The organism is Legionella sp. 39-23 (genome assembly GCF_001897665.1).
GTDB lineage: Bacteria > Pseudomonadota > Gammaproteobacteria > Legionellales > Legionellaceae > Legionella > Legionella steelei.
This window is the reverse complement of the sequence record NZ_MKTO01000035.1, coordinates 50,016-69,920: the sequence shown is the minus strand read 5'-3', so window position 1 is coordinate 69,920 and position 19,905 is coordinate 50,016. Positions and strand designations below refer to the sequence as shown.

The window sequence follows — 19,905 nt, the reverse complement described above, 5'->3', positions numbered from 1 at the left end:
AGTATGCAAGGCGGGTGGCATAAAATAGCGAATCTCATCATGGAGGTGGTACTAATTTAGGGGAAAGGTCAACGTCAATAAACCCCTTATCAAAAAGGAGTTTTGCGCAATCCTCGCCTCTAACATTGTTTCCTAGATCTGAATCAATATAAATAAGAGTATTCTTACAATAATTATTTATTTCATTTACGAACTCATCAAATGACGAATAGGTTGAAATACTTTGTCCAGCCTCTTCAGCCGCAAAGATCCAAGTCATTCGCATCATTTCATCATCATCAATAAAAACCACCGTATTTATAAGTTCTTTCTCTGGAGTCTCAATAATTTTAATATAAGGTACATAAGATTTTGGTATGATTTTAACGCCAATATTTTCACATCGATTTCGTATAGCAATATCTTCAAAGCAACTTGTAACTAAAATAGCTTTACCATTTAAATTAAGCTCTTCAATCACATCTAAACCATTTTTAACATCAGCGAGCAACTCATAATCCACTAAATATAATATTGGAGTTTCTGGATCAACTTTATACTGACCTAAGTCGATCGCGTTATAAAAATGAAACATTTTAACGTGTGAAATATTTGAAAACCGTTCATTCCATGCGTCATGGATGGATATATCGTCATCTAATACGACAATATTAGTACCATACCTAATATTCATTGAGTCACAGAACCAACTAGGGGGGTTAGACCGAATTAGAGTGATATGAATTTTTGTCCCAACTTTTTCTTCAGAGTGAATATACATTGAACCATTGATCTGCTCTAAATATTGTTTAGCATAAGATAAACCAAAACCAGCACCAGTTTTCTTATTAAAGCTAAATCCTTGCTCTGTAACCTTTGGCAAGATATCGGGAGGAATGCCGCAGCCATTATCTTCAATAATAATTTCGACATGCGTAGTATTGCATGTTAGAGAGATAATAATAGAGCCATTAGAATTAACTGCCTCAATACCATTATTAATGAGATTGGATAGAACGCGCTTAAAAGAATCAGGGTGTATCTTAGAAAAACAATTATATGAGTGGTCAGACCCAAGTAAGTTGATTTGGATTTTGGTTGCGTAATATTCATATCTTTTTTCTGCAACGATATTATCTAAAACTACAAATATTAATTCTGGAGAATTATTCATATATATTTCGCTACTTTTACAGTCAAGCAAATTATTTTTTGATTGTAAGAGTAGGTTATTAGCAATATCATTGATTCTTTTAGCTGCATTTCTGATCATAATGCGTTTATTTTCAGGAATCGATGTTACATCAGATACTGCGGTGTTTATTGCCGCTAATGGTGATCGGATATCGTGAGCAACAAGCTCAGCAATATTTTTTCTTACCTCGTAATAGGCTTTTTCTTTCTGTAAATTGATTATTTCTCGATGTTCATCAATAAATTTATTAGCAATTTGTCTATATTCATTAATTTCAACTTTTGCAAAATCAACAGCATTATTAGTTTGATGTGATGAAATAAAATCAAGCAAGTATTCGGTATTGTTTGCTATTTTTTTTCTCATAGAAAGGAATAGAAATAAGAAATTAAAAAGAAATATTCCAAGTACGATCAATAAAATTAACAAAAGACCATAGGACACTGGCAAAGTATAGATAGAATTATATTGCTTACTTGCAACCACCGAGCCCAATATCTTTTCATCATTTTTAATTAATGTTATACCAGAAATTTGCCCATTATCTTTTTTGCATAGAAGGTAATTGCTTTTGCTGTTTTCTTCGCAAGTACCTACATCTTCTATTTTATTTTTTAAAGGAACAAATGTTATTGAGTCTAGTTTGCGTTCATTACCTAAATTGTATAGTACTAAATCGAGAGCATCCTTATTATTAAGCAGCAGATACCTACCAATTTCATCAGTGGTAAATGAGTCATTAATAATTAAATTTCTGGAAAAAACACTCATCTGATTATGAAAATAATCTTTTGCAAGCATGAGTATAAATCCAAAAATAATAAATTGGATTAGAGCAGAATAGGCCATTTTCTTGATAAAAATTGCTTTGATTGAAGAGCTTTTATTTTTCATAAGCATATCCATTGCTATTAACTGATAAAATAACGTAATTGGTCGATCGATGAAATTGACCATTATGTAAATAAGCCCCGGTAATGCCAATATAATCAGTACTTAATATGCTGTTTGTATTGACGATACCGGTTCTATTCAATGCTTTCAAAATAATCTTCATCGAATCATAAGTGTATGCTGCCAATACAGTGGGTTTTTCATGGAATTTTTGAATATAAATATTTTCAAATTTAGTTAAAGCATCATAGGGCTGTATAAAATCCAAATTGCGGATAAAATGAGAGTGAATTACTTTATCATTTAGTCGCATAAAAAATGTTTGACTAACTGAAGAACCAAAGTTTTCTGTGCCAATAAAAACAGTGCTATGGTTATTCATAATATTGGCAATTTTTGCTGATGCTATTGCACCTGACAATAAAAAAACATATTGATATTTTCGTTCATTCAAAAAAAATCTCAATTTTCCCTCTATATCGCTGTCATTTTCTAGAAAATCGAATGTAGAATATTGTACGTGTTCATTTTTTAGAATGCTGGAATACACTTCCTTATACTTTAGCATCTCATCACGGTTAATTTCCGTTATAAGCAACACGTTGTTTATATTTTTATAGCGCTCATGTAAGTAGCTCATCATTTTGTCAGCTTGGTAATTATAGCTTGGCATAAAGATGAAAATATTCTTAGGTAGTTGATCAGAGTTGGTGGTGCTAGCGTAGGAAGTAAAAATAGGTATGGTGTCATTTTTCTGTTCTTTTACAGCTAATAACAAGTCTGATAGATATTCAAACCCAATAATTGCAGAGCAAGAGTCATTTACCATTTGATTATAAATATGCATTGGCTCTAATGGTCTGTTATTATAAAAATAGCTCTTAATCACAACTTTGTTAGAGGGATCATTTTCTTCTTTGGCAAGATATGCTGCATTTAAAAAAGACTGACCATATGATTTTAAATTTTCAACAATCCTACCGGTTAAACATATTTTAATTTTAGATTGTGCGTGAACAACAGTGGATATTAATATAGAAAACAATAAGATGATTGCCTTAGAGCTATTTAATAAATTCATTTAAAAGCTCACTAAAACGATCATTCTCTTCTAGATGTGGGTAGTGAGAAGATTTATTGAAAGTTATAATTTCATGATTGTTCGCCAATGCTATTTGGTGTCCGTTCATGACAAAATCGTGAAAACCATTTATCCATAATTTACGGATTTTAAGCTCATTAATATTAACAGAAAAATTCGCTTCTTTTGAATAAAGATCTTTTCTTACACTGATAAATGTGTTCATATCTAATGGTAAGTTGATGTTTTTTTGGACATTTTGGACCAAATCATAATATTCTAAATTGGCCCAATATAAATAAGGTCTCTCTATATTTTCTTGGAAAACTGGAGTTAATTGTTCTGATAGTTCCCAGATTTTATTAAGGTCAAGATTATTAATTTCATTTAATATTTTGTTATATAGCTCTAAATTACTTTTTTTCAGATAGGATAGGTCTAGCATTAAATTATTCAAACGAGGTGTTAGTATTGATTGAGCGGTAGAAACAAAAACACCAGGGATGGTAGACTCATAACTTTTGTAGTAATCAAAAAGAAGTTTTGCACCATAGCTATGTCCAATCAAAGCATTGATGTTAAGATTAAAATGGTCATCAAGGTATAGAATTATTTTTTGCAAATCATTTATATTATCTTGCTGTAATACTAGCTTTTTAATTTTATTAGATTTACCGCAATTTCGTTGATCATATAGAATAATATTGCACTGCAGAGAATTAAATAAATTATGATGATCAATAAGATACTCTATGGTTCCACAATTGAGACCTGGGCCACCATGAATGAAAAGAGCATAAGGTAGATTGGAGCTTTTAGTAAATCTGACTATATAAAATTCTTGATGTGGCAAAATATCTTTTTTGTAAGCTTTCATTAGTAATTATTTTCTCGAAATATTCTGCGGATCCATACAATTGGGGCAGCAAATTTAATGGCGGTATTTTTTATTTCTTTTTTCACTAATGTAGTTTTTTCATTTAAACAAACTAAGTCATAGCGAGCTGGTTCTTGTCCATGTCTTAAGATCCTGACAAATACTTCATCATTGTCCGCAATAATAATACAATCTTTGCCAATGGCACTCTCAATATTGTTGACTATTATACCGCCAACATAATTCCCAGGGTATAAGAAAGGGATCATGCCATCATCTTTTATAACGGTGTCAATAGAGTGTTGTAGTTCTCTGAATAGGAGTAATTCTTTAGCTATGTGGCTTTCGTCAGCCTCTTGGATATCTAGATCTTTTGTGATTATTGTGGCATTTTTACCAATGCCATGCATTAACCATGATTCTGTGCAATAAATATTTAACTCTTTAGCTCGTTTAACGATTTTTACAGCTCCCTGCTGGGATAAACCTCCTCCCCAGGCCAATTCCCATCCCTTTAATGATTGAGCAGTAAAATTAGAATCGCGACAAAAATCTTCTCGTGTAAAAGACAGGAGATGCTCGCGTATGAATCTTATTCTCTTGCCCCGAGACTCGGGGGATGAAACATTGTCTATTACAGGATTGCTCATATTTAAATAATTCAGTCAGGTGCATGTTTATTCTATGATATACCAAAATGGTTAATAAATCTTCGTAAGAATTTACCAAAAAAATAGTATAAAAAACATCAAAATACAATGCGTCATAGCATATAAGGTGTAACAAATCATTATAAATTTACCTTATTGGTAAAAAAATTATTGTAATTTTTACCATTGAGTGATAGTCTTATCTAAATAAATTAGATAAATAAAAGGATTTGTTGATGAAGTTTGATGTTGAGTTATACATTAATGCTAGGAAACAAATAGAAAAAAAGTTTCAATTATTGCCCTATGGTCCTAGATTAATTATTTATGAGCTATTAAATCTTGCAAATCCTTTTACAGGAATTGTATCTGACATTAGTTATCGTGATCTATCAAGATCCTTAGAGATTAAAACCGCTCCAGGTCGAATCAACAGTGGTGTTCCATCTAAGCAAACCATCAGAAATTTCATAAAGTCTATAGAACATGAGTGTGGTGAATACTTTCAAGTTATAACTGAAGGGCAAAATTTAAAATTTATATTCCCAGAGGTTCCTAAGATCTATGATCAATTGATTAGAAGGAAAGAATTTAACACAGATCTTAATTCACCTAAATCCCTTATAGATTCTGATAGAGAAGGAGATTTAGAGGCAAAATCTAACGTAGAAGTTAACAGAGAAGCTAACACACTAAAGAACTCTGCAAAGAATATTAATATATTTAATATAACTAACTCAAACAAACAAACTGACATTGCGAATAATGATTTTTGTCGCAGAAAAAAACAAATTGATGACAACTTTTACCCAAACGCAAAAACCATCGAAATAGCATTTTCCATGGGGCTAACTAAAGTCACCGATTTTCACGAAATTCAGGCTTTCATCAAACACAACAAGAAGCAAAACACTCAATGGGCGGATTTTAATCCAGTATTCATTAACTGGCTGGAAAGGGATGCCCAATATACTCAAAACAAACAACAAAAGGCACAAGGACAATTAAGGAGTCATTACAATGAGCGTGGTACCAATCAAAGCACTCTTCACCAAACACCACTCCAGAGAGTCAGCGAGCAGCATGGCATTTCAATCGAATCACTCTGGGGCAACTCCGGCGATGAACTCAACTCCGGTGCATTTATCGAAGGAACACTTGTCCAGGCTCTGGATGAGACTGACTGCAATCTACGGACAGCTTTTTATTAGTAAGCATGGGGAAAAGGATACGGGTGTTTGGTTCGCTGCACTTAAAGATTTAACTCCAAAAGCATTAGACAGTGGTGTGGAGCGATTAATGACCATGAGTAAAAGTGATAAGTTTTGTGAATTTCCACCCAACTGCCTTCAGTTTCGTGCTTTGTGCCTTGGTTTCTACAGTGATTTGCGCCTGCCTTCTGCTGCTCAGGCGCATAGAGAGGTTTTAAACAGCGCCTATTCAGCGAACCCAAACTGGAGTCACGCAATTGTTAAATTTACTGCTAAACGATTAGGGGTTAAATTTTTGGAAATTGATAATGAAGGTCATTCTTTTTCGGTATTTAAGGAGGCATATGAACAGGTATGTCATTTAATGAGACAAGGTCACCAGATCCCGGAAATTAAAGAGCAGGTGTTGCTCGCAAAGCCCCAATCAAAAGACATTGCAACAACACATCTTGCAAAAATACGCCAGTTATTGGGGGTTGCATGATGAAACAAATTCCATGTTTAAAACTGTTTACAAAGGAAGAGCTGTACTGTCTTTTAAACGCCTGCTCTGAGTCTTTGGCTCTGGCCTACCAGGAAATTCATGAATGCGATTTATGGCACATTGCGATGGAGGCACGATTGGCATGTGAAGCGCTTCGATTCGAGATTGATTCACAAAAAAAAGAGCATTCAATTCATTAACTAATAAAAGGAACACAGCATGCTAATACTTATACACAGAATCGAAAAAGCATCGAATTAAAGTTGTTGGTTTGGTTTATAACCAGGATATAAAAGGGATCACTAATGAATATAATAAAAACACTCATGCTATCCACAGTGCTAATAGTCATGAATGGGGCTGCTTTTGCTGAGACTGAATCAACGCTGGAAAACAATCGGAAGACTCATCTCTTCTCCTTAACTTATAATAAAATGACTGCTCAGAGAGGAGTCGACACTTTTAACAAGATTCTTAAAGGTGGCGGTCTTTATGCTCTTTTGCTTTCAATGAACACAGAGCTTCCTGATATAGCAAAAACAGCGGAGTTTGTAATGCTATTCAATGAGATTAATTCTACAAACCAAATTCTGTCACGCCTTCTAATGGAAATGCAAAAAAACAATCAATTATTACGCAAGAATACGCCCAATAAAGGAGTTGCTATGGATGGATAAGCAATCCTTTTAAAGCTACAAAAAAATATTATTCATTAAGTAGGAAAGAATAAAAAATGAGCATTAATTTAGTCTCAGGGGATTTCTTTACCCAAAAAAAGGAGATTTATTAAAAATGAAACAAATGAAGCTTAAAAAATCATCAGTATTCCTAAGCACCTTGCTTTTATCGGGAGCCGTGTTTTCGGCCTCTCTGGATAAAGAGGAGTTGGCTTCAGAGTGCCAATTTTTGGGAGCTAGTTTGAGCCAATTGGCAAAAGCCAACCTCAAAGAGTATTGCACAATCGATGTAGGTTATTCAGGAAGCATGGTGGAGCAGTCTGCCTCCTTAATTCGAGGCGAACGCATGGAACTTGCACGGGATAATCTCGATTTTGCGAATAGAACATTAGCACGCGTTGCATCTAATTATAACGATTGTCCTTATTTCTCATCAATGACACGACCTTTTACACAAAAAATCAATCATTTAATTCACGAATTAGATTCACTCAATCAGCGTTCATCAAACTAAAGGAGAGCATTATGAATGTAAGTGCAGTAATCAGAAAGAGCAGTATCAAGCTCTATGAATTTATGAGGTGGTCTCTGCCCTTGCTGGTATTAAGTTGGCTTATTGTTTTATGCCTTACCAATATAGGTCATGCAGAAGGTCAAAATTATTTGAGTGGGGTCAAAAGCGACGTCAGTGCAACCTTCGGTAAGAATTCGGATTTGCCTGGGTATTTGTATGCAGGAGAAACGCTGGTGGCGGGCGTTACCTGGATGAAAACCAAAAGTCCTTGGGTGTTTGTGGGATTGCCTTTACTCATGATCTTCACGCATTGGGGTTTAAGTTATGTCGCATAACTATTCCACATTTATGTTGTCAGAGGAACCACGCATAGCAGGGATTCCTTTGACCACTGGATTACCCGTGTATTTGCTCACGGGTATTGGATTACTAATTGGTTATGCACCGCAGCTTTTTGTGATTGGGGCCGTTTTAAGTTTAATCATGCATGTTCAGTTTGGTGGGCTGCCTTTACGGGTTTTATTAGGCATTATTTATTGGTCCTTACCGCATGCCATGACGACGCTTATTTTTAGGTCATTCCCTAATTCCGCGCATCGAATCTACGTGGGGTGAGTTTATGAATCGTGTATTTCGTGACAATGTGCTTTCAAAAAATAAAGTATTGCTTCATCTGACATTGGCTTGGGCAGTCACATCCACCATTGCGGTGTTCATTTTGGGTGGGCTTTGTGTTCATGTTGTTAATAACAAAGAAACTCATTGGTTGCCCATCTGTACTGAGGATGGTTACTTCTTGAGTAACTCCTCCTTTTCACCTTCTTATATTAAAGACATGACTAAAAAGGTCCTTCAATTACGATTAACCTACAATCCAGACACGGTAGCAGCTCGATTTGCTTCATTAGTCCATTTAATTCCTGCGTCTCATCAAGAGGCATTCAAAACCATTCTGGACTCAGAGTCTTTAGTGGTGAAAGAAAAAAATATTAGTTCCGTGTTTTATGAAAAGAACATTCACATTGATGAATCCACTCTGCAAGCCAAGGTAGATGGAACGTTAAATCGAACCAGTCATGGTCTTGAAGTGAAACCACAAAAGAAAGTGTATTTAGTCCAGTTTGCGCACTTTAACGGGATGATGTGGCCTAAGACTATTAAGGAGATCCGTCAATGAACGCACTTCAAATCCTCGTGTTAAGTAGCGTGTTTGCTACCTCACTGCATGCAGGCAATACGGCAGCCACGCTTAAATTTGAAGAAGGAGAGCGATTTACGCTGTCTTTGTCTTCGCTTAACTTTAATCGCATTGATGTAGAAGGTGAACGAATAGTTAAAGTCAGCTTCCCTGAGCACTCCTTTATTGTAGAGCAAAGCAAAGAATCTGAGAATGATTTAGATGGTGCTGTGGTTTTAAAGCCCTTAGCGCATATTCCGTTAACCGTCTATTTCACAACAAATCTGAATCATCATTTCTCAGCCACTGTATCTCCCACTGAGGATTTAGGTAAGACCATTAAATTGGTATCTAAAAAATTAAAAGGGTTTGATTATGCTAAGGTGCAAGAGCAGAGCCAATACCAACAAAGTGATTTAATGACAGCGCTTATGGAGGGAACCACACCTTCTGGTTTTCAAGAAGTGGGGATTAAACCCGCAACTTTCCGTCTAAATAAACAGTTAAAAGTAACCCTGGTGAAACAATACCGAGGCAAAGAGTCTTCGGGCTATGTATATCGCATCGAAAATCAATCCAGTAAACCCATGGAATTAACGCCAACATTATTCGAACACTCCAAACTGATAACGATGGAGTTGTCCGAAAAAATGTTGCAACCCAGTCAAACCGCCTATTTTTATGGCATTTACCGTGAACAATCCAACATCGGGTAATAAGGAAGCGTGTCATGATGAAACCGTTTAAAAAGTTAATGAATAAAAGTAAAAAAGCCAATCTTAATCAAAGTGCCAAAATGGAGCAGCTTCGTAATGGCTTGGTTTTTCTACTGCTTGGTGGACTGTGTTATGGATTCTATTTTTATTCGTCAAAGCCACAATCTAGGCTTCCTGCAAATAAAAAGCCTGTGTTTGATGGGGTATTAGACAGCGCCTTTAGTAAATTAAGTGATGAGGCCGTACTTGAAAAACAACAACGCCAAATTGATGCACTCAAAGCCTTGGTAGAAAAAAATAAAAAGAGCACACCTAATAAATCAGACGATCTGGTTTCCGAAAACCAAGCTTTATTAAGCGCCATGCAAAAACAATTAGAGCAGCTTGCGCTTGAAAATAAAGAAATCAACGGAAAACTACAGGTGGCGCTTCTTAAAAATTCACAAACCAGTTTAGCGGCGGTGGTCGCAAGACCGCCTACGCGTGAAGAAATAGAGGCCCGTCATAAACAACGGATTTTGGATGAAAAAGCTTATTATGGCAAAGCAGGCCTTGAAACGGTTCATTTTAATTACCGCCGTCAGCAAAAAGAAGAGCGTACACCAGATAATTACGTATGGGCAGGAACCCATGCTGAAGGATTTTTACTCAGCGGGGCAAAAGGGGATGCTGGGATTAATGGTGCTAAAAATATGGGAACGGCACTGATTCGCTTGGATTCTAATGGAATTATGCCCAACAACCGTCATTCACGCCTTAATGGCTGTCTGGCTATTGTCTCTACGTATGGTGATTTGTCTGATGATGCGGTAGTGATGCACCTTGAAACCCTCTCGTGTGCGAAACCTAATTTAAGTTTTGAGCAAAAGGTGTATGGGGCAGTGTATGACTTGGATGCGATGCAAGACTTACGCGGTACGTCCATTTTAAAAACCAAACCTCTTTTAGAATACAGTGCGGCTGCAGGGATTTTAGCAGGCTTTGGGGATGGGCTTAAAAACCTCAATACGGCTCAGACCATTAATCCAGGTGCGGGCACCATTACGACTTATGGTCAGGCCTCCACCCTCATGCAATCAGCAGCAGGAGGAGCGGTAAGTAATCCGGCCAATAAAATCTCCGATTACATTATGAAAATCGCCGATATTTATCACCCTCTGGTGGTGGCGCGTGCAGGAAGACGTGTGTCCATCATGTTTACTAAAGGTTTTTGGATTGATAGGGCGCACCAATCCTTTGAATCGGGTAAATCCATTGATAATCAATCGGCTCAAAATGAAGCTGCGATTACAACAACCATTAGCCGAGCAGGTGGTGAAGCAGGGGAGAGTAGGAGTGGAGAGCCTTCAACGCCGCAATCCCCGTTTCAATCCGATACGCAAACGGCACAGCAATTTTTAAATCAGAATGGGATGCCCAATCAACCCCTCTTTTCAACCGTTAATCCTACAGGAGACGTACATGGTTAAAGCATGGCTTGTTTTGCTCTGTTGTTGTTCGGCAGTGACGCTTACGGGGTGTTCACGATCCATTTTTGATCATCAAGATGTTCGCTGTCCTTTTGTCGAGCGTGGTGGGTGCCAAAGCATGGAGCAGGTGAATCGTATGGTGGATGCACGGCGATTTACACCGGATGGGCAATACGTGCAACAAGAGCAATGTGTAGGCTGCAGCACCTACTCAAAATAAATGAAACGGAACTTTTTTAGGATTACCTATGTTCGCAACACTAAAAAAATACGTCCAGGGTTTTAGGGATTCAATCGATGACTATTTGGTTGAAGGGGAGGAGGAGTCGTCTTCCCAAAATGCCTTAAATGTTGGCGATCACCAATACCCTCTTTTTTGTAAGGAACTTCCTTATCATTATTATGATGAGGAATCGCACTTATTTATTAATCGCTGGAACTCAGGCTTATTGTATCGCATCACACCGTTAACCGGCGCGAATGAAAAAATTGCAGAGCAGTTGGATTCGATTTTAAGAACGAAGGTTTCTGATGAATTTAGCTTACAGCTCATCTTAGTCAAACACAATCAAGTGGGACCTGAGCTGGATGCTTTTTCAAATCAGTTCATGACTCACGATTTTGAGCAGTTAAGTGTGATGGGTAAAAGCCTTCGTTCGTTTTATGGTGAGGCCGCAGTTCATGGATTTAAAACCAATACCAATGTCAATCCTAGGATTACACAAACCGAATGTTATGTCGTAGTTGATAAAATCAATGGAAAAAACGAGGAAGACGTTAAAGCCCACTTTGCTCAATTTCGTATTGCTTTTGAAGCCTCGCTCATATCAGCCAAAATTGGTTTTAGAACCTGTAATGCTGAAGAGTTATTACGCTTACTTCATTTTTATCTGGCTCATGAACCCGATAATATTTACCCAAAATCCTCTTCTTATGATCCGACACAATTAATTAAACATCAGGTGGTTGGCCGTGATTTTGATATAGAGGTAGCCAAAGAAGGCCTGCTTTTTAGTGGGGTTAATAATCAAGGAGTGGCTTTTGAAACCGTGGCTTCCGTGATGACCATTGATGGCTTGCCAGGTGAATACCATCTTTGGGACAATATTAATAACAGCGCCAATATTTTTCACCCAGAGCAAAGCATTCCCTGTAATCACATTATTTCTGTTACCTACCTGGTTGACGAGCAAAACAAAGCGCAGGGGCGTGCGAATCGCAAGACCAGTGATTTGGATAAAAAAGCGAAGGGCGATTATGCGCTGCATGTTGCAGGTACCGAAAAAAAAGCGCGTGAATGGCGTCATTTTCGTGATGATTTGGCTTCCGGAAAGACCCGCTCTTGTAAGATGCTGTATAACGTCGTGCTATTTTCCAGACGCTCCGAATATGCCCGCGATATAGAAGCGGCGCGTACATGCTTTGCCTACAATGGTATTAAGCTTGCTTTAAGCCGTAGGATGCAATCCCCCTATTTTTTGGCAACCCTCCCTTTTTTATTTACGAATCATCTCCAAAAGGGATTTCAGCTACCCACGATGATGTGGCCTATTTCCTCATGGAATGCGACTCAATACATGCCCATTCTTTCGGATTGGGCGGGGACTGGGCGGGGCATTTTATTGCCGACACTACGCAACCAATTTTCCTGTATCGATCCGTTCTCGGGTAAGTTGGGCACGAATTACAACATTTCTGTGACCGGCACGTCCGGTGGAGGTAAAAGTTTTTTCATTCAAATGCTAATGCTCAACGTGCTGTTTAACGGAGGGGATCTCTTTATTGTCGATGTAGGGGGAAGTTATAAGAAGTTATGCCATGCCTTAGGTGGTGTTTATCTGGAATACTCCAATTTGGCAATGAACCCCTTTACCCATGTCACCAACATTGGCAAAGAAATACAGCATATTCTTTCTTTATTTCAATTATTAGCGTGCTCTAAGGATGGGGCCAGTGATGATTCCCGAGGAACGTTACGAGAGGCAATACTGCAGGCGTTTTTTGAGCATCAACAAACCACTTTAATTGATCATGTGCAGTCTAAGCTTCTGGAATTGCATCAGAACGACCGAGAAAAATACCCTACAGGAAAAATTCTGGCGAAAAATCTTGATCCTTATTGTACTCATTCAGAGCATGGGACGGTCTTTAATGCGCCATCTAAATTAGCGCCTGATGCACGCATTATTGTCGTGGATTTAAAAGAAATTGAGGACGATGAACACATTCGTGCGCCTGTATTACTGTCTATTTTGTCTCAGTTTCAAGGCCGTATGTTTAATTCTGATCGCAGCCGTCAAAAAATGTGCATCATTGATGAAGCCTGGTCCTTATTCTCTGGTGATCAAATTGCAGTTAATTTCATTAACCGAGGTTTTCGTACAGGACGGCGGCATAATGCTTCTTTTGTGACGATTACGCAAGGTATCGATGATTATTACGCCTTTCCTGAAGCACGTGCTGCTTGGGAAAATTCTGCAATCAAACTCATTTTTCTTCAAGATGCAGATTCGCTGGCCAAACACCAACAAGAACATAACACGTTTTCTGATTTTGAATTTAAATTACTTTCTTCATTTCCTAAAGCGAAGGAGGCTGGATTTTCACAAGTTCTGATTCGTGCAGACGGTATTTCTTCGTTTAATCGACTTTTTGTTGATCCGTTTACACGGGTCCTATTGTCTTCCGATGGTCGCGATTATCAGGCAGTAATGGATTATATCGCACAAGGGCGCTCGTATATTCATGCAGCCATGTTGGTAGCCAACAAACATTATGGTTTATCCAAAAGTGTGTTGGTAGAGGGAGGTCTTGCCGATGCTGCGTAATTATAAAGCCCAACTCTTAATTCTAGCGGGTTTGGTTTTGTCTGGCATGGTGTTATGGAGCATGCACAAGACCACACCGATTGCTGTAGTGGATATGCAGCGCTTACTGAATCAGCCGGCAGTTTTATTGAGCCAAAGTAACTTATCAGAACAAGAACAAAAGAGGGTGTTAAAGCAGTATTCGTCGTTGTTGCCTCAGACCTTGTCTCAGTATGGGGCTTCTCATCATGTGACCTTAATCACCGCAACAGTGATCTCCAGTGGACCCTTCGATGTGACGGATGAGGTGATTGCAGCAACCTTGGAACAGTTGGGTGCATTATGAAGAAAGTAGCGGGTTTGATTGCAGCACTCTTAATGAACGGAGCTCCGGCATATGCCAAAAACTTAGGCAATTACGGCCAGCTTTTTCCTGTTATTGAGCAGGACATCCGCCAGGTCATCATGGCGAAGCTGCATCGCTTAGAGCAAACAGGCGCCCTGAAACAGCATCAGCAACACATGGTGGCGCGAGTAGAGGAGCACGTGAGAAGACCAAAACCTCTTCATTTACCTACGACGAACACTCCTAAAACGCATGAATTAGATCCAAGTATCGTCGTGAATCATACGCTTTATACCCATGATGGGGCGATGATTGCGAAGAAAGGGGCACACCTTAATCCTTTTGAACGCGTGTCCTTTTCTAAAACGCTGTTTTTCTTCGATGCTGATGATCCGAAGCAACTTGCCTGGGCCAAAGCGCATTATAAGCATTTTGATCAGGTGAAATTTATTTTAACCGGAGGGGATGTTAAGGAAGCCTCTGAAGCTTTGGGTTCGATTTATTTTGATTTGGAAGGGCGCTTGAGTCGTTATTTTCACTTAAAGCATGTGCCTTCAATAGTCAGCCAGAAGGGATTGGTTTGGCGTATTCAAGAAATTGGGCAACACGAGCTACACAAATAGGAGTAGGTACTATGAATAAAAAAACAGTGATTAAAATAACCAAAGGCATTGGTTCGCTTAGCGTGTATGGGATTTATCATCTGTTTATTGGATTAATTCTCACCTTCATTTTTTCTCAACATCCTCATGAGTTACTTCATGAATTAAACGTAAACTCATGGCCTGCTTACTTAGCTGTAGCGGGTGTTGTGATTGGAATTTATTTATCCCTGTCTTCCTGCCTTTCATTTTGTGAGGGAACAGCAAACCATCAATACCGAATCTTTGATTGGAATAAGGTTACTTTTTATATAGAAATTTTAGTCCATATGACCTGGATTTTGCTCCCAGCACTCTTAATCCAGCATGCCGAATCGCTAAGAGCATTGAATCATTCATTAATTATTTTGGGTGTTGTTTTTTTCTTAAGCTTTGCAATGAGAAGACGCAATCGTCTGCAAATTATTGGTGGATTACTATGATGCGTCGATTCATTTCCCTAATAGCACTGCTTTTTTTACTGAGCCCGCTTAGCGGCATCTATGCCTCGCAGTGTAAAGGGCACTTCGTCAATCCAATTACCGATGTCTGCTGGAATTGTTTGTTTCCACTCACCATTGGCAGTAGTGAGGTGGTTAAAAGCAGTTATCCTGATACAAAAAATCCAGGTAATCCTTTGTGTTTATGCCCTACACCCATTGGAGAACGCTTAGGCGTCACTATTGGTTATTGGGAACCAGCGGCCTTGGTTGATGTAACTCCTAAACCATGGTGCATGGTCAATTTAGGAGTGCAACTGAATGTCACTAAAAAAGGGTTCGGGGGCTCACAAATGCCGGAGACGGATGGACGCGGTGCGTTTTATTACGTTCATTGGTACAAATACCCTCTGGTCTATTGGTTGCAAGTGTTAACGTCCTTAGGGTGTATGGAAACTGAAGATTTTGACATCTTATATCCGTCGGAGTTAGACCCCACTTGGAATGATTCAGAACTGGCCTTTGTTCTAAATCCTGAAGCCGTTTTATTTACCTCCCCGCCTGCAAGAGCTTCTTGTGCCTTTGATGCGACCAAAGCACTTGCAGGCACTGCCGTGAACAGTCTTTTTTGGTGTCAAGGTGCCCAAGGCTCTACGTATCCATTAACGGGGTTTGTTGCGCATCAAGCAAGTCCTATAAGTACCGCAGCCTTACTTGCAGAACGCGTTGACTTTAAATTGCATCGACCACCGACACCTGCGATTCGCGATTCAATAGGCCAAGATTGGCCTGCTGTATGTCATACCTATGCATCGAGCATTATGCCCAAAGACCGTTATCGTTATCAGTTGGTGAATACTTTGCCTGAAGCGCGTCAATGCCATCCGTTTGGGCAATCGGTGATTGGGTGGGAAGCAGGGCACACCTATCCAGGTGATGGAGACAATTTTGGGTTTTTGATTTGGAAGAAAAGAAACTGTTGTTTTCTTTAAATGATGGGGATGAATCATGAATGCATTTGGAATTTTTTTAAGTAGCCTGTTTTTAGTCACGGCAAGCCATGCCAATGTGAATGATTTTATTAATGCGGCATCGACAATGGGGAAGGCTGCGCAGGATTCAGTAAGCCAGGTCACGTTGGCTCATTGGAATGCGACATCCAATCAATCAAGTGCCCAAAATAAGACCTTGATTGATCAGATTATTGAACGTTCACGTCAAGAAGTGCCCGTTGCTCAAAAAGGCCAAACGGTTGATGGAGCCGTATTATTTGTTTCTTTTTCCATGCCAGAGCCCTTGTTGTTTTCACTGAGCAATGAGGCGGCTTCTTATAAAATTCCAGTTGTGATTAATGGTCTGATTGAGGGGGATTTTAAAAAAACCATAACAGCGTTTTCCAAGCTTCATGCTAAGGCCAAGGAGTCCAAATGGGCGTTTAATGGGGTATCGATTGATCCTCTATGGTTTGAACAGTTTCATATCACTGCGGTGCCTGCACTTGTTGTGAGCAAAAGGCCGAGCTCCTGTGGACAGCAATTACTTTGTCCCGAACAGACTTATGATGTGGTGTATGGCAATGCATCTATAAAAAACAGTTTACAACTCATTGCACAGAAAGGTGACAGTGCAAACGAGGTGGCGCAGGCGCTTTTGGAGAACGCTCATGTCTAAGTGGGTTGTGTTTATGACATTACTCTCTATGGGATGTTTTGCGAATCAAACAGGAACGGATTTTAAAACCTTTAATAATTACGCCAAATCGTTAAACGCCCAACCTAAAGATGCCATGCACGGGTTTGATCCCCATGCTCTTTTTGAACAGTACACAGAGCACCCTGAACAAGAAGGGTATTATCAAGGGGTTCAAAAGGAACAAACGGATTTATCCAGTCAAGCTCAAGCGGCGATTAAAAATGATCCTGGTGCCCAAACAGTCATTGATCATTTTGGAACAAACCAATTTGAACTCAATCTTGCCAATTCCGTATTGGCTCAATCCCAATTGATTCAGGATGAAAGTTATGCGATTACGCACGGTCTTTCCAATGATCGCGTTCAATGCTCAAATCAAAAGCCTGTCTGCACGATGAAGACGCATGAAGAACAATGCTTTAGCTCTCGTTTATTACCCGATCAAACGTGCACCAAGCACCTTAAGGTGCTGGTGGATTCTGAAAAAGTGGTGCAACGCGCTGATTTTTCGTTTTCGGTCGCTAAAAAATGGACCGGAGTGATTAGTGTGAATTTGGTGACTGGAGCAATCACTAATGCCGTGGCGGGCTCGGTTCCTTATCCCATTCGGATGAAGCATCCTTGTGATGGAATGAGTGCCACTATTCATTCGATACGAAATAATGGTGCGAATGCTTATTGGGTTCAGGTGATTGGCACCCCAACGTGCGCTAATAATGGGTTGTTGACCTTTTATATTAATAAAGGATGGGGCCGAATCTATCCCATTCAAGTTGCTTTGACGGTCACAGCACACTCCAAACCCTATATTAGCCAAGAGTATTGGGACAGTAATTGCACGAGCTTTGAAAATAAGGGCTCGCTGTGTCGAGTAAAAAAAGAACAATGCACGGATACTCAATCACCTAAAGTAATTGATGGCCTTCCTGTATCACGCGCTTGTTGGGCAAACGAACTGACGTACTCCTGTTCCAGTAGCGCCGCTGATGAATGCATCGTACAGAAAAACAAAGGGTGTTTTCAAACAGGCTCTGAGTGTGCTCGTTTTGATAAGCAGGCTTGTGCCCTGTATAAGCAAACGTACAGCTGTCAGGAAAATGTGTGTGAAGCACCTATCGAATGCATTAAAGACTTATTTTGTGCCGATGGTGACTGTACAGAGCATTCCCAAACCCAAAACAGTGATTTTGGGCAAAGCGTTTCTTCTTTAGCGGTTGTGGGGGAAGCGGGGCATGAATTAAGTCAACAGTCCAATGCATCTCTTTTTGGCGGACAGGCAGTGCAATGCAAAATATGGCCCTTAGATATTATTGATTGCTGTCATGATAAAGGATGGGGAAAAGACATTGACTTAGTTCATTGTCGTGAGGAAGACAAAGCGCTAGGAAAAGCTAAGTTAAATTATGTTGCGCATTATCTAGGTGAGTTTTGTAGTGAAAAAGTGGCTGGGGTTTGTTTAGAACACAAACGCTCTTACTGCGTCTTTCCAAGCAAAATGGCGCGAATTATCCAGGAGGCTCGCCTTATACAAATTAATGGTCATGGTTTGGGTGATGCAGAGCATCCAACCTGTTCAGGAATGAGTGTTGCGGAACTGCAGAAGATGGATTTGGGTCGGGTTGATTTTGTTGAGCCCATCTATCCTTTTGGTCATGGGACACCCAATAAAGCGGCAGGGATTGCAGGCGATCTAAAGATCAAATCTCAAGATCCTAAAAAATCCATTGATGAAGTAGCTCTGCGAATGCAAAAAAAGGCAGGTGAATTATGAGCCGCCTGTTGATGCTGATAGTATGGGGACTGTTCGTGGCATCGCTTCATGCAGACATTGTGCAGGAGCATGCAAAAGGATTTCATTGGTATAGCGTTGAAGAGGCGCCCAAACCGATTAAAAAAATAGTGCAGCCACGACCTGCAACCGTTGCGAAATCCCCTTATGAGCGCTTAATGGATAAACGTCAGGCCACACTGAATAAGTTGGCCGAGGCGTTGCTCTCTCCTTCATTTGATTCAACACATGAATACATGAAGGCGCAGATGGATTATTCAAAAAATAACCAGCAATTTGTACGCTATTGGCAACAAGTCTTATTAGTCCATCCTGAATTGGATAGCACGCTTAATTTTCCAACCGATAACTCAGCGATTGCAGTACGCAATGATGCACAAAAAGTATTAATCAACAAAGTCATTCATGAAAGCAGTGCGCGTTTCGGCTTTATCTTATTTTATCGTGGCACGAGCTCCATTTCACAAAAAATGGTCATGCATTTGCTTCCCTTTATTAAAGAATATGGTTTTTCCATGATTTCAGTCAGTACGGATGGCCAACTCATTGATGGACTTCCTAATCCTAAATCAATTCCTCTGGAAATGGTTCAAAAACAAGTAGCACTTGAGGCGAAGTACATGCCCGCTCTTTATTTTGTGGATTTAAAGAGTAACAAGATGTCGCCAGTGTCTTATGGGTTTTTATCTTTAGAAGAGTTGAGAGAGCGCATTTTTGATGTGATGACGCAGTTTAAACGGTTTAGTTATGAAGGAGTGAATGAATGAAAAAAAGGTTCTTTTTAATCGTGCTATTCCTTCTCAGCACAGAGGCGTTTGCGAATGTAGCACTGAATGAATTAACCCAGCTCTTAAATAAAAAACAAGAGCAACAGGAAATGGCGCGTACCAAGAACAAAAGAATCAATGCGCTTTCGGAACAACATTACTTTATTTTTATATACCGCTCCACATGCCCTCATTGTCATCAATTTGCGCCCATACTTCGTGATTTTGCATCCAGTTTTCATATCCCTGTAGAGGCTTACAGTTTGGATGGAGAGTCTTTGGATGGATTTGATTCAGCCAATTTAACACCCGAACTGTTTCAAACCCTATATGTGTCTGGTGAATACAAGCCCGTAGTGCCAGCCCTGTATCTCGTGAATCGTCCTACCAATCAAGCGTATGCCGTGTTGTTTGGTGAGGCAGAGCCTGCACAACTTGCAAACCGCGTGGATGAACTGATGACGCATTTGGAGGAAAAATTTCATGATGAGTAGATTCA

24 protein-coding genes are annotated in these 19,905 nt (G+C 39.3%); 20 read left to right on the top strand and 4 right to left on the bottom strand.

Annotation, left to right across the window (positions count from 1 at the left end):
- Positions 1–37: 37 nt before the first annotated feature.
- Genes BGO44_RS12475 through BGO44_RS12460 form a run of 4 tightly spaced genes read right to left on the bottom strand, consistent with a single transcriptional unit; the run spans position 38 to position 4,676 of the window.
- On the bottom strand, positions 38–2,068 hold the full coding sequence (locus BGO44_RS12475) for a sensor histidine kinase (protein ID WP_273201086.1): 2,031 nt from the start codon (positions 2,066–2,068) through the stop codon (positions 38–40).
- Complete coding sequence (locus tag BGO44_RS12470) at positions 2,058–3,149, bottom strand: ABC transporter substrate-binding protein (RefSeq protein WP_058478532.1); 1,092 nt, start codon at positions 3,147–3,149, stop codon at positions 2,058–2,060. Before BGO44_RS12470 ends, BGO44_RS12475 begins: the two co-directional genes overlap by 11 nt.
- Positions 3,133–4,026: an alpha/beta fold hydrolase gene (locus tag BGO44_RS12465; protein ID WP_058478533.1), complete on the bottom strand. Its 894-nt coding sequence runs from the start codon at positions 4,024–4,026 to the stop codon at positions 3,133–3,135. Before BGO44_RS12465 ends, BGO44_RS12470 begins: the two co-directional genes overlap by 17 nt.
- A complete protein-coding gene (locus tag BGO44_RS12460; protein WP_010655319.1) occupies positions 4,026–4,676 on the bottom strand; it encodes a helix-turn-helix domain-containing protein in 651 nt (216 codons plus the stop codon). The genes BGO44_RS12465 and BGO44_RS12460 overlap by 1 nt, the downstream gene beginning before the upstream one ends.
- A 236-nt stretch (positions 4,677–4,912) precedes the next feature.
- Here BGO44_RS12460 and BGO44_RS12455 point away from each other — a divergent pair, with 236 nt between their 5' ends.
- The 20 genes from BGO44_RS12455 (at position 4,913) to trbB (ending at position 19,900) form a co-directional block, all read left to right on the top strand.
- The gene (locus BGO44_RS12455; protein ID WP_058478534.1) at positions 4,913–5,887 is read left to right on the top strand and encodes a hypothetical protein; all 975 of its coding nucleotides are present in this window, start codon (positions 4,913–4,915) and stop codon (positions 5,885–5,887) included.
- Entirely contained in the window at positions 5,850–6,371 is a 522-nt protein-coding gene (locus BGO44_RS12450) for a hypothetical protein (RefSeq protein WP_058478535.1), read from the top strand. The genes BGO44_RS12455 and BGO44_RS12450 overlap by 38 nt, the downstream gene beginning before the upstream one ends.
- The gene (locus BGO44_RS12445) at positions 6,368–6,571 is read left to right on the top strand and encodes a hypothetical protein (protein WP_231296978.1); all 204 of its coding nucleotides are present in this window, start codon (positions 6,368–6,370) and stop codon (positions 6,569–6,571) included. Before BGO44_RS12450 ends, BGO44_RS12445 begins: the two co-directional genes overlap by 4 nt.
- Before the next feature lie 105 nt (positions 6,572–6,676).
- Complete coding sequence (locus BGO44_RS12440) at positions 6,677–7,048, top strand: hypothetical protein (RefSeq protein ID WP_058478536.1); 372 nt, start codon at positions 6,677–6,679, stop codon at positions 7,046–7,048.
- Between the two features lie 115 nt (positions 7,049–7,163).
- Positions 7,164–7,562, top strand: a complete 399-nt coding sequence (locus BGO44_RS12435; RefSeq protein WP_058478537.1) for a hypothetical protein — start codon at positions 7,164–7,166, stop codon at positions 7,560–7,562.
- 11 nt (positions 7,563–7,573) lie between these two features.
- Entirely contained in the window at positions 7,574–7,897 is a 324-nt protein-coding gene (locus BGO44_RS12430; protein WP_010655325.1) for a type IV conjugative transfer system pilin TraA, read from the top strand.
- A complete protein-coding gene (gene traL / locus BGO44_RS12425) occupies positions 7,887–8,177 on the top strand; it encodes a type IV conjugative transfer system protein TraL (RefSeq protein WP_058460907.1) in 291 nt (96 codons plus the stop codon). The genes BGO44_RS12430 and traL overlap by 11 nt, the downstream gene beginning before the upstream one ends.
- A gap of 4 nt (positions 8,178–8,181) precedes the next feature.
- Positions 8,182–8,739, top strand: a complete 558-nt coding sequence (locus tag BGO44_RS12420; protein WP_058478538.1) for a TraE/TraK family type IV conjugative transfer system protein — start codon at positions 8,182–8,184, stop codon at positions 8,737–8,739.
- On the top strand, positions 8,736–9,455 hold the full coding sequence (gene traK, locus BGO44_RS12415; RefSeq protein ID WP_058478539.1) for a type-F conjugative transfer system secretin TraK: 720 nt from the start codon (positions 8,736–8,738) through the stop codon (positions 9,453–9,455). Before BGO44_RS12420 ends, traK begins: the two co-directional genes overlap by 4 nt.
- 14 nt (positions 9,456–9,469) lie before the next feature.
- Positions 9,470–10,924: a TraB/TrbI/VirB10 family type IV secretion system protein gene (locus BGO44_RS12410; RefSeq protein WP_058478540.1), complete on the top strand. Its 1,455-nt coding sequence runs from the start codon at positions 9,470–9,472 to the stop codon at positions 10,922–10,924.
- Positions 10,917–11,144: a hypothetical protein gene (locus BGO44_RS12405; protein WP_058478541.1), complete on the top strand. Its 228-nt coding sequence runs from the start codon at positions 10,917–10,919 to the stop codon at positions 11,142–11,144. The genes BGO44_RS12410 and BGO44_RS12405 overlap by 8 nt, the downstream gene beginning before the upstream one ends.
- Positions 11,145–11,172: 28 nt before the next feature.
- Positions 11,173–13,752, top strand: coding sequence for a type IV secretion system protein TraC (gene traC, locus BGO44_RS12400; protein WP_058478542.1), 2,580 nt, complete (start codon positions 11,173–11,175; stop codon positions 13,750–13,752).
- Positions 13,742–14,077: a type-F conjugative transfer system protein TrbI gene (gene trbI / locus BGO44_RS12395; RefSeq protein ID WP_058478543.1), complete on the top strand. Its 336-nt coding sequence runs from the start codon at positions 13,742–13,744 to the stop codon at positions 14,075–14,077. Before traC ends, trbI begins: the two co-directional genes overlap by 11 nt.
- Positions 14,074–14,700 (top strand): type-F conjugative transfer system protein TraW, encoded by a 627-nt coding sequence (gene traW / locus BGO44_RS12390; protein ID WP_058478544.1) that lies wholly within the window; start codon positions 14,074–14,076, stop codon positions 14,698–14,700. The genes trbI and traW overlap by 4 nt, the downstream gene beginning before the upstream one ends.
- Positions 14,701–14,711: 11 nt before the next feature.
- Entirely contained in the window at positions 14,712–15,161 is a 450-nt protein-coding gene (locus BGO44_RS12385; RefSeq protein ID WP_058478545.1) for a hypothetical protein, read from the top strand.
- A complete protein-coding gene (gene traU / locus BGO44_RS12380) occupies positions 15,161–16,150 on the top strand; it encodes a conjugal transfer pilus assembly protein TraU (RefSeq protein ID WP_058478646.1) in 990 nt (329 codons plus the stop codon). The genes BGO44_RS12385 and traU overlap by 1 nt, the downstream gene beginning before the upstream one ends.
- Before the next feature lie 16 nt (positions 16,151–16,166).
- Positions 16,167–16,829 (top strand): type-F conjugative transfer system pilin assembly protein TrbC, encoded by a 663-nt coding sequence (gene trbC / locus BGO44_RS12375; protein WP_058478546.1) that lies wholly within the window; start codon positions 16,167–16,169, stop codon positions 16,827–16,829.
- Positions 16,822–18,621, top strand: coding sequence for a type-F conjugative transfer system mating-pair stabilization protein TraN (gene traN, locus BGO44_RS12370; protein ID WP_058478547.1), 1,800 nt, complete (start codon positions 16,822–16,824; stop codon positions 18,619–18,621). Before trbC ends, traN begins: the two co-directional genes overlap by 8 nt.
- Positions 18,618–19,406, top strand: coding sequence for a type-F conjugative transfer system pilin assembly protein TraF (gene traF, locus BGO44_RS12365; protein WP_058478548.1), 789 nt, complete (start codon positions 18,618–18,620; stop codon positions 19,404–19,406). The genes traN and traF overlap by 4 nt, the downstream gene beginning before the upstream one ends.
- Positions 19,403–19,900 carry a type-F conjugative transfer system pilin assembly thiol-disulfide isomerase TrbB gene (trbB, locus tag BGO44_RS12360; protein WP_058478549.1) on the top strand — a complete coding sequence of 166 codons (498 nt, stop codon included), beginning with the start codon at positions 19,403–19,405 and terminating at the stop codon, positions 19,898–19,900. Before traF ends, trbB begins: the two co-directional genes overlap by 4 nt.
- Positions 19,901–19,905 lie beyond the last annotated feature (5 nt).

What these genes read in the sequence shown, in the direction of transcription:
- BGO44_RS12475 (WP_273201086.1), bottom strand. Translation starts at nt 2,068, where the DNA reads ATGAAAAATAAAAGCTCTTCAATCAAAGCAATTTTTATCAAGAAAATG.
- BGO44_RS12470 (WP_058478532.1), bottom strand. Translation starts at nt 3,149, where the DNA reads ATGAATTTATTAAATAGCTCTAAGGCAATCATCTTATTGTTTTCTATA.
- BGO44_RS12465 (WP_058478533.1), bottom strand. Translation starts at nt 4,026, where the DNA reads ATGAAAGCTTACAAAAAAGATATTTTGCCACATCAAGAATTTTATATA.
- BGO44_RS12460 (WP_010655319.1), bottom strand. Translation starts at nt 4,676, where the DNA reads ATGAGCAATCCTGTAATAGACAATGTTTCATCCCCCGAGTCTCGGGGC.
- BGO44_RS12455 (WP_058478534.1), top strand. Translation starts at nt 4,913, where the DNA reads ATGAAGTTTGATGTTGAGTTATACATTAATGCTAGGAAACAAATAGAA.
- BGO44_RS12450 (WP_058478535.1), top strand. Translation starts at nt 5,850, where the DNA reads ATGAGACTGACTGCAATCTACGGACAGCTTTTTATTAGTAAGCATGGG.
- BGO44_RS12445 (WP_231296978.1), top strand. Translation starts at nt 6,368, where the DNA reads ATGATGAAACAAATTCCATGTTTAAAACTGTTTACAAAGGAAGAGCTG.
- BGO44_RS12440 (WP_058478536.1), top strand. Translation starts at nt 6,677, where the DNA reads ATGAATATAATAAAAACACTCATGCTATCCACAGTGCTAATAGTCATG.
- BGO44_RS12435 (WP_058478537.1), top strand. Translation starts at nt 7,164, where the DNA reads ATGAAACAAATGAAGCTTAAAAAATCATCAGTATTCCTAAGCACCTTG.
- BGO44_RS12430 (WP_010655325.1), top strand. Translation starts at nt 7,574, where the DNA reads ATGAATGTAAGTGCAGTAATCAGAAAGAGCAGTATCAAGCTCTATGAA.
- traL (WP_058460907.1), top strand. Translation starts at nt 7,887, where the DNA reads ATGTCGCATAACTATTCCACATTTATGTTGTCAGAGGAACCACGCATA.
- BGO44_RS12420 (WP_058478538.1), top strand. Translation starts at nt 8,182, where the DNA reads ATGAATCGTGTATTTCGTGACAATGTGCTTTCAAAAAATAAAGTATTG.
- traK (WP_058478539.1), top strand. Translation starts at nt 8,736, where the DNA reads ATGAACGCACTTCAAATCCTCGTGTTAAGTAGCGTGTTTGCTACCTCA.
- BGO44_RS12410 (WP_058478540.1), top strand. Translation starts at nt 9,470, where the DNA reads ATGATGAAACCGTTTAAAAAGTTAATGAATAAAAGTAAAAAAGCCAAT.
- BGO44_RS12405 (WP_058478541.1), top strand. Translation starts at nt 10,917, where the DNA reads ATGGTTAAAGCATGGCTTGTTTTGCTCTGTTGTTGTTCGGCAGTGACG.
- traC (WP_058478542.1), top strand. Translation starts at nt 11,173, where the DNA reads ATGTTCGCAACACTAAAAAAATACGTCCAGGGTTTTAGGGATTCAATC.
- trbI (WP_058478543.1), top strand. Translation starts at nt 13,742, where the DNA reads ATGCTGCGTAATTATAAAGCCCAACTCTTAATTCTAGCGGGTTTGGTT.
- traW (WP_058478544.1), top strand. Translation starts at nt 14,074, where the DNA reads ATGAAGAAAGTAGCGGGTTTGATTGCAGCACTCTTAATGAACGGAGCT.
- BGO44_RS12385 (WP_058478545.1), top strand. Translation starts at nt 14,712, where the DNA reads ATGAATAAAAAAACAGTGATTAAAATAACCAAAGGCATTGGTTCGCTT.
- traU (WP_058478646.1), top strand. Translation starts at nt 15,161, where the DNA reads ATGCGTCGATTCATTTCCCTAATAGCACTGCTTTTTTTACTGAGCCCG.
- trbC (WP_058478546.1), top strand. Translation starts at nt 16,167, where the DNA reads ATGAATGCATTTGGAATTTTTTTAAGTAGCCTGTTTTTAGTCACGGCA.
- traN (WP_058478547.1), top strand. Translation starts at nt 16,822, where the DNA reads ATGTCTAAGTGGGTTGTGTTTATGACATTACTCTCTATGGGATGTTTT.
- traF (WP_058478548.1), top strand. Translation starts at nt 18,618, where the DNA reads ATGAGCCGCCTGTTGATGCTGATAGTATGGGGACTGTTCGTGGCATCG.
- trbB (WP_058478549.1), top strand. Translation starts at nt 19,403, where the DNA reads ATGAAAAAAAGGTTCTTTTTAATCGTGCTATTCCTTCTCAGCACAGAG.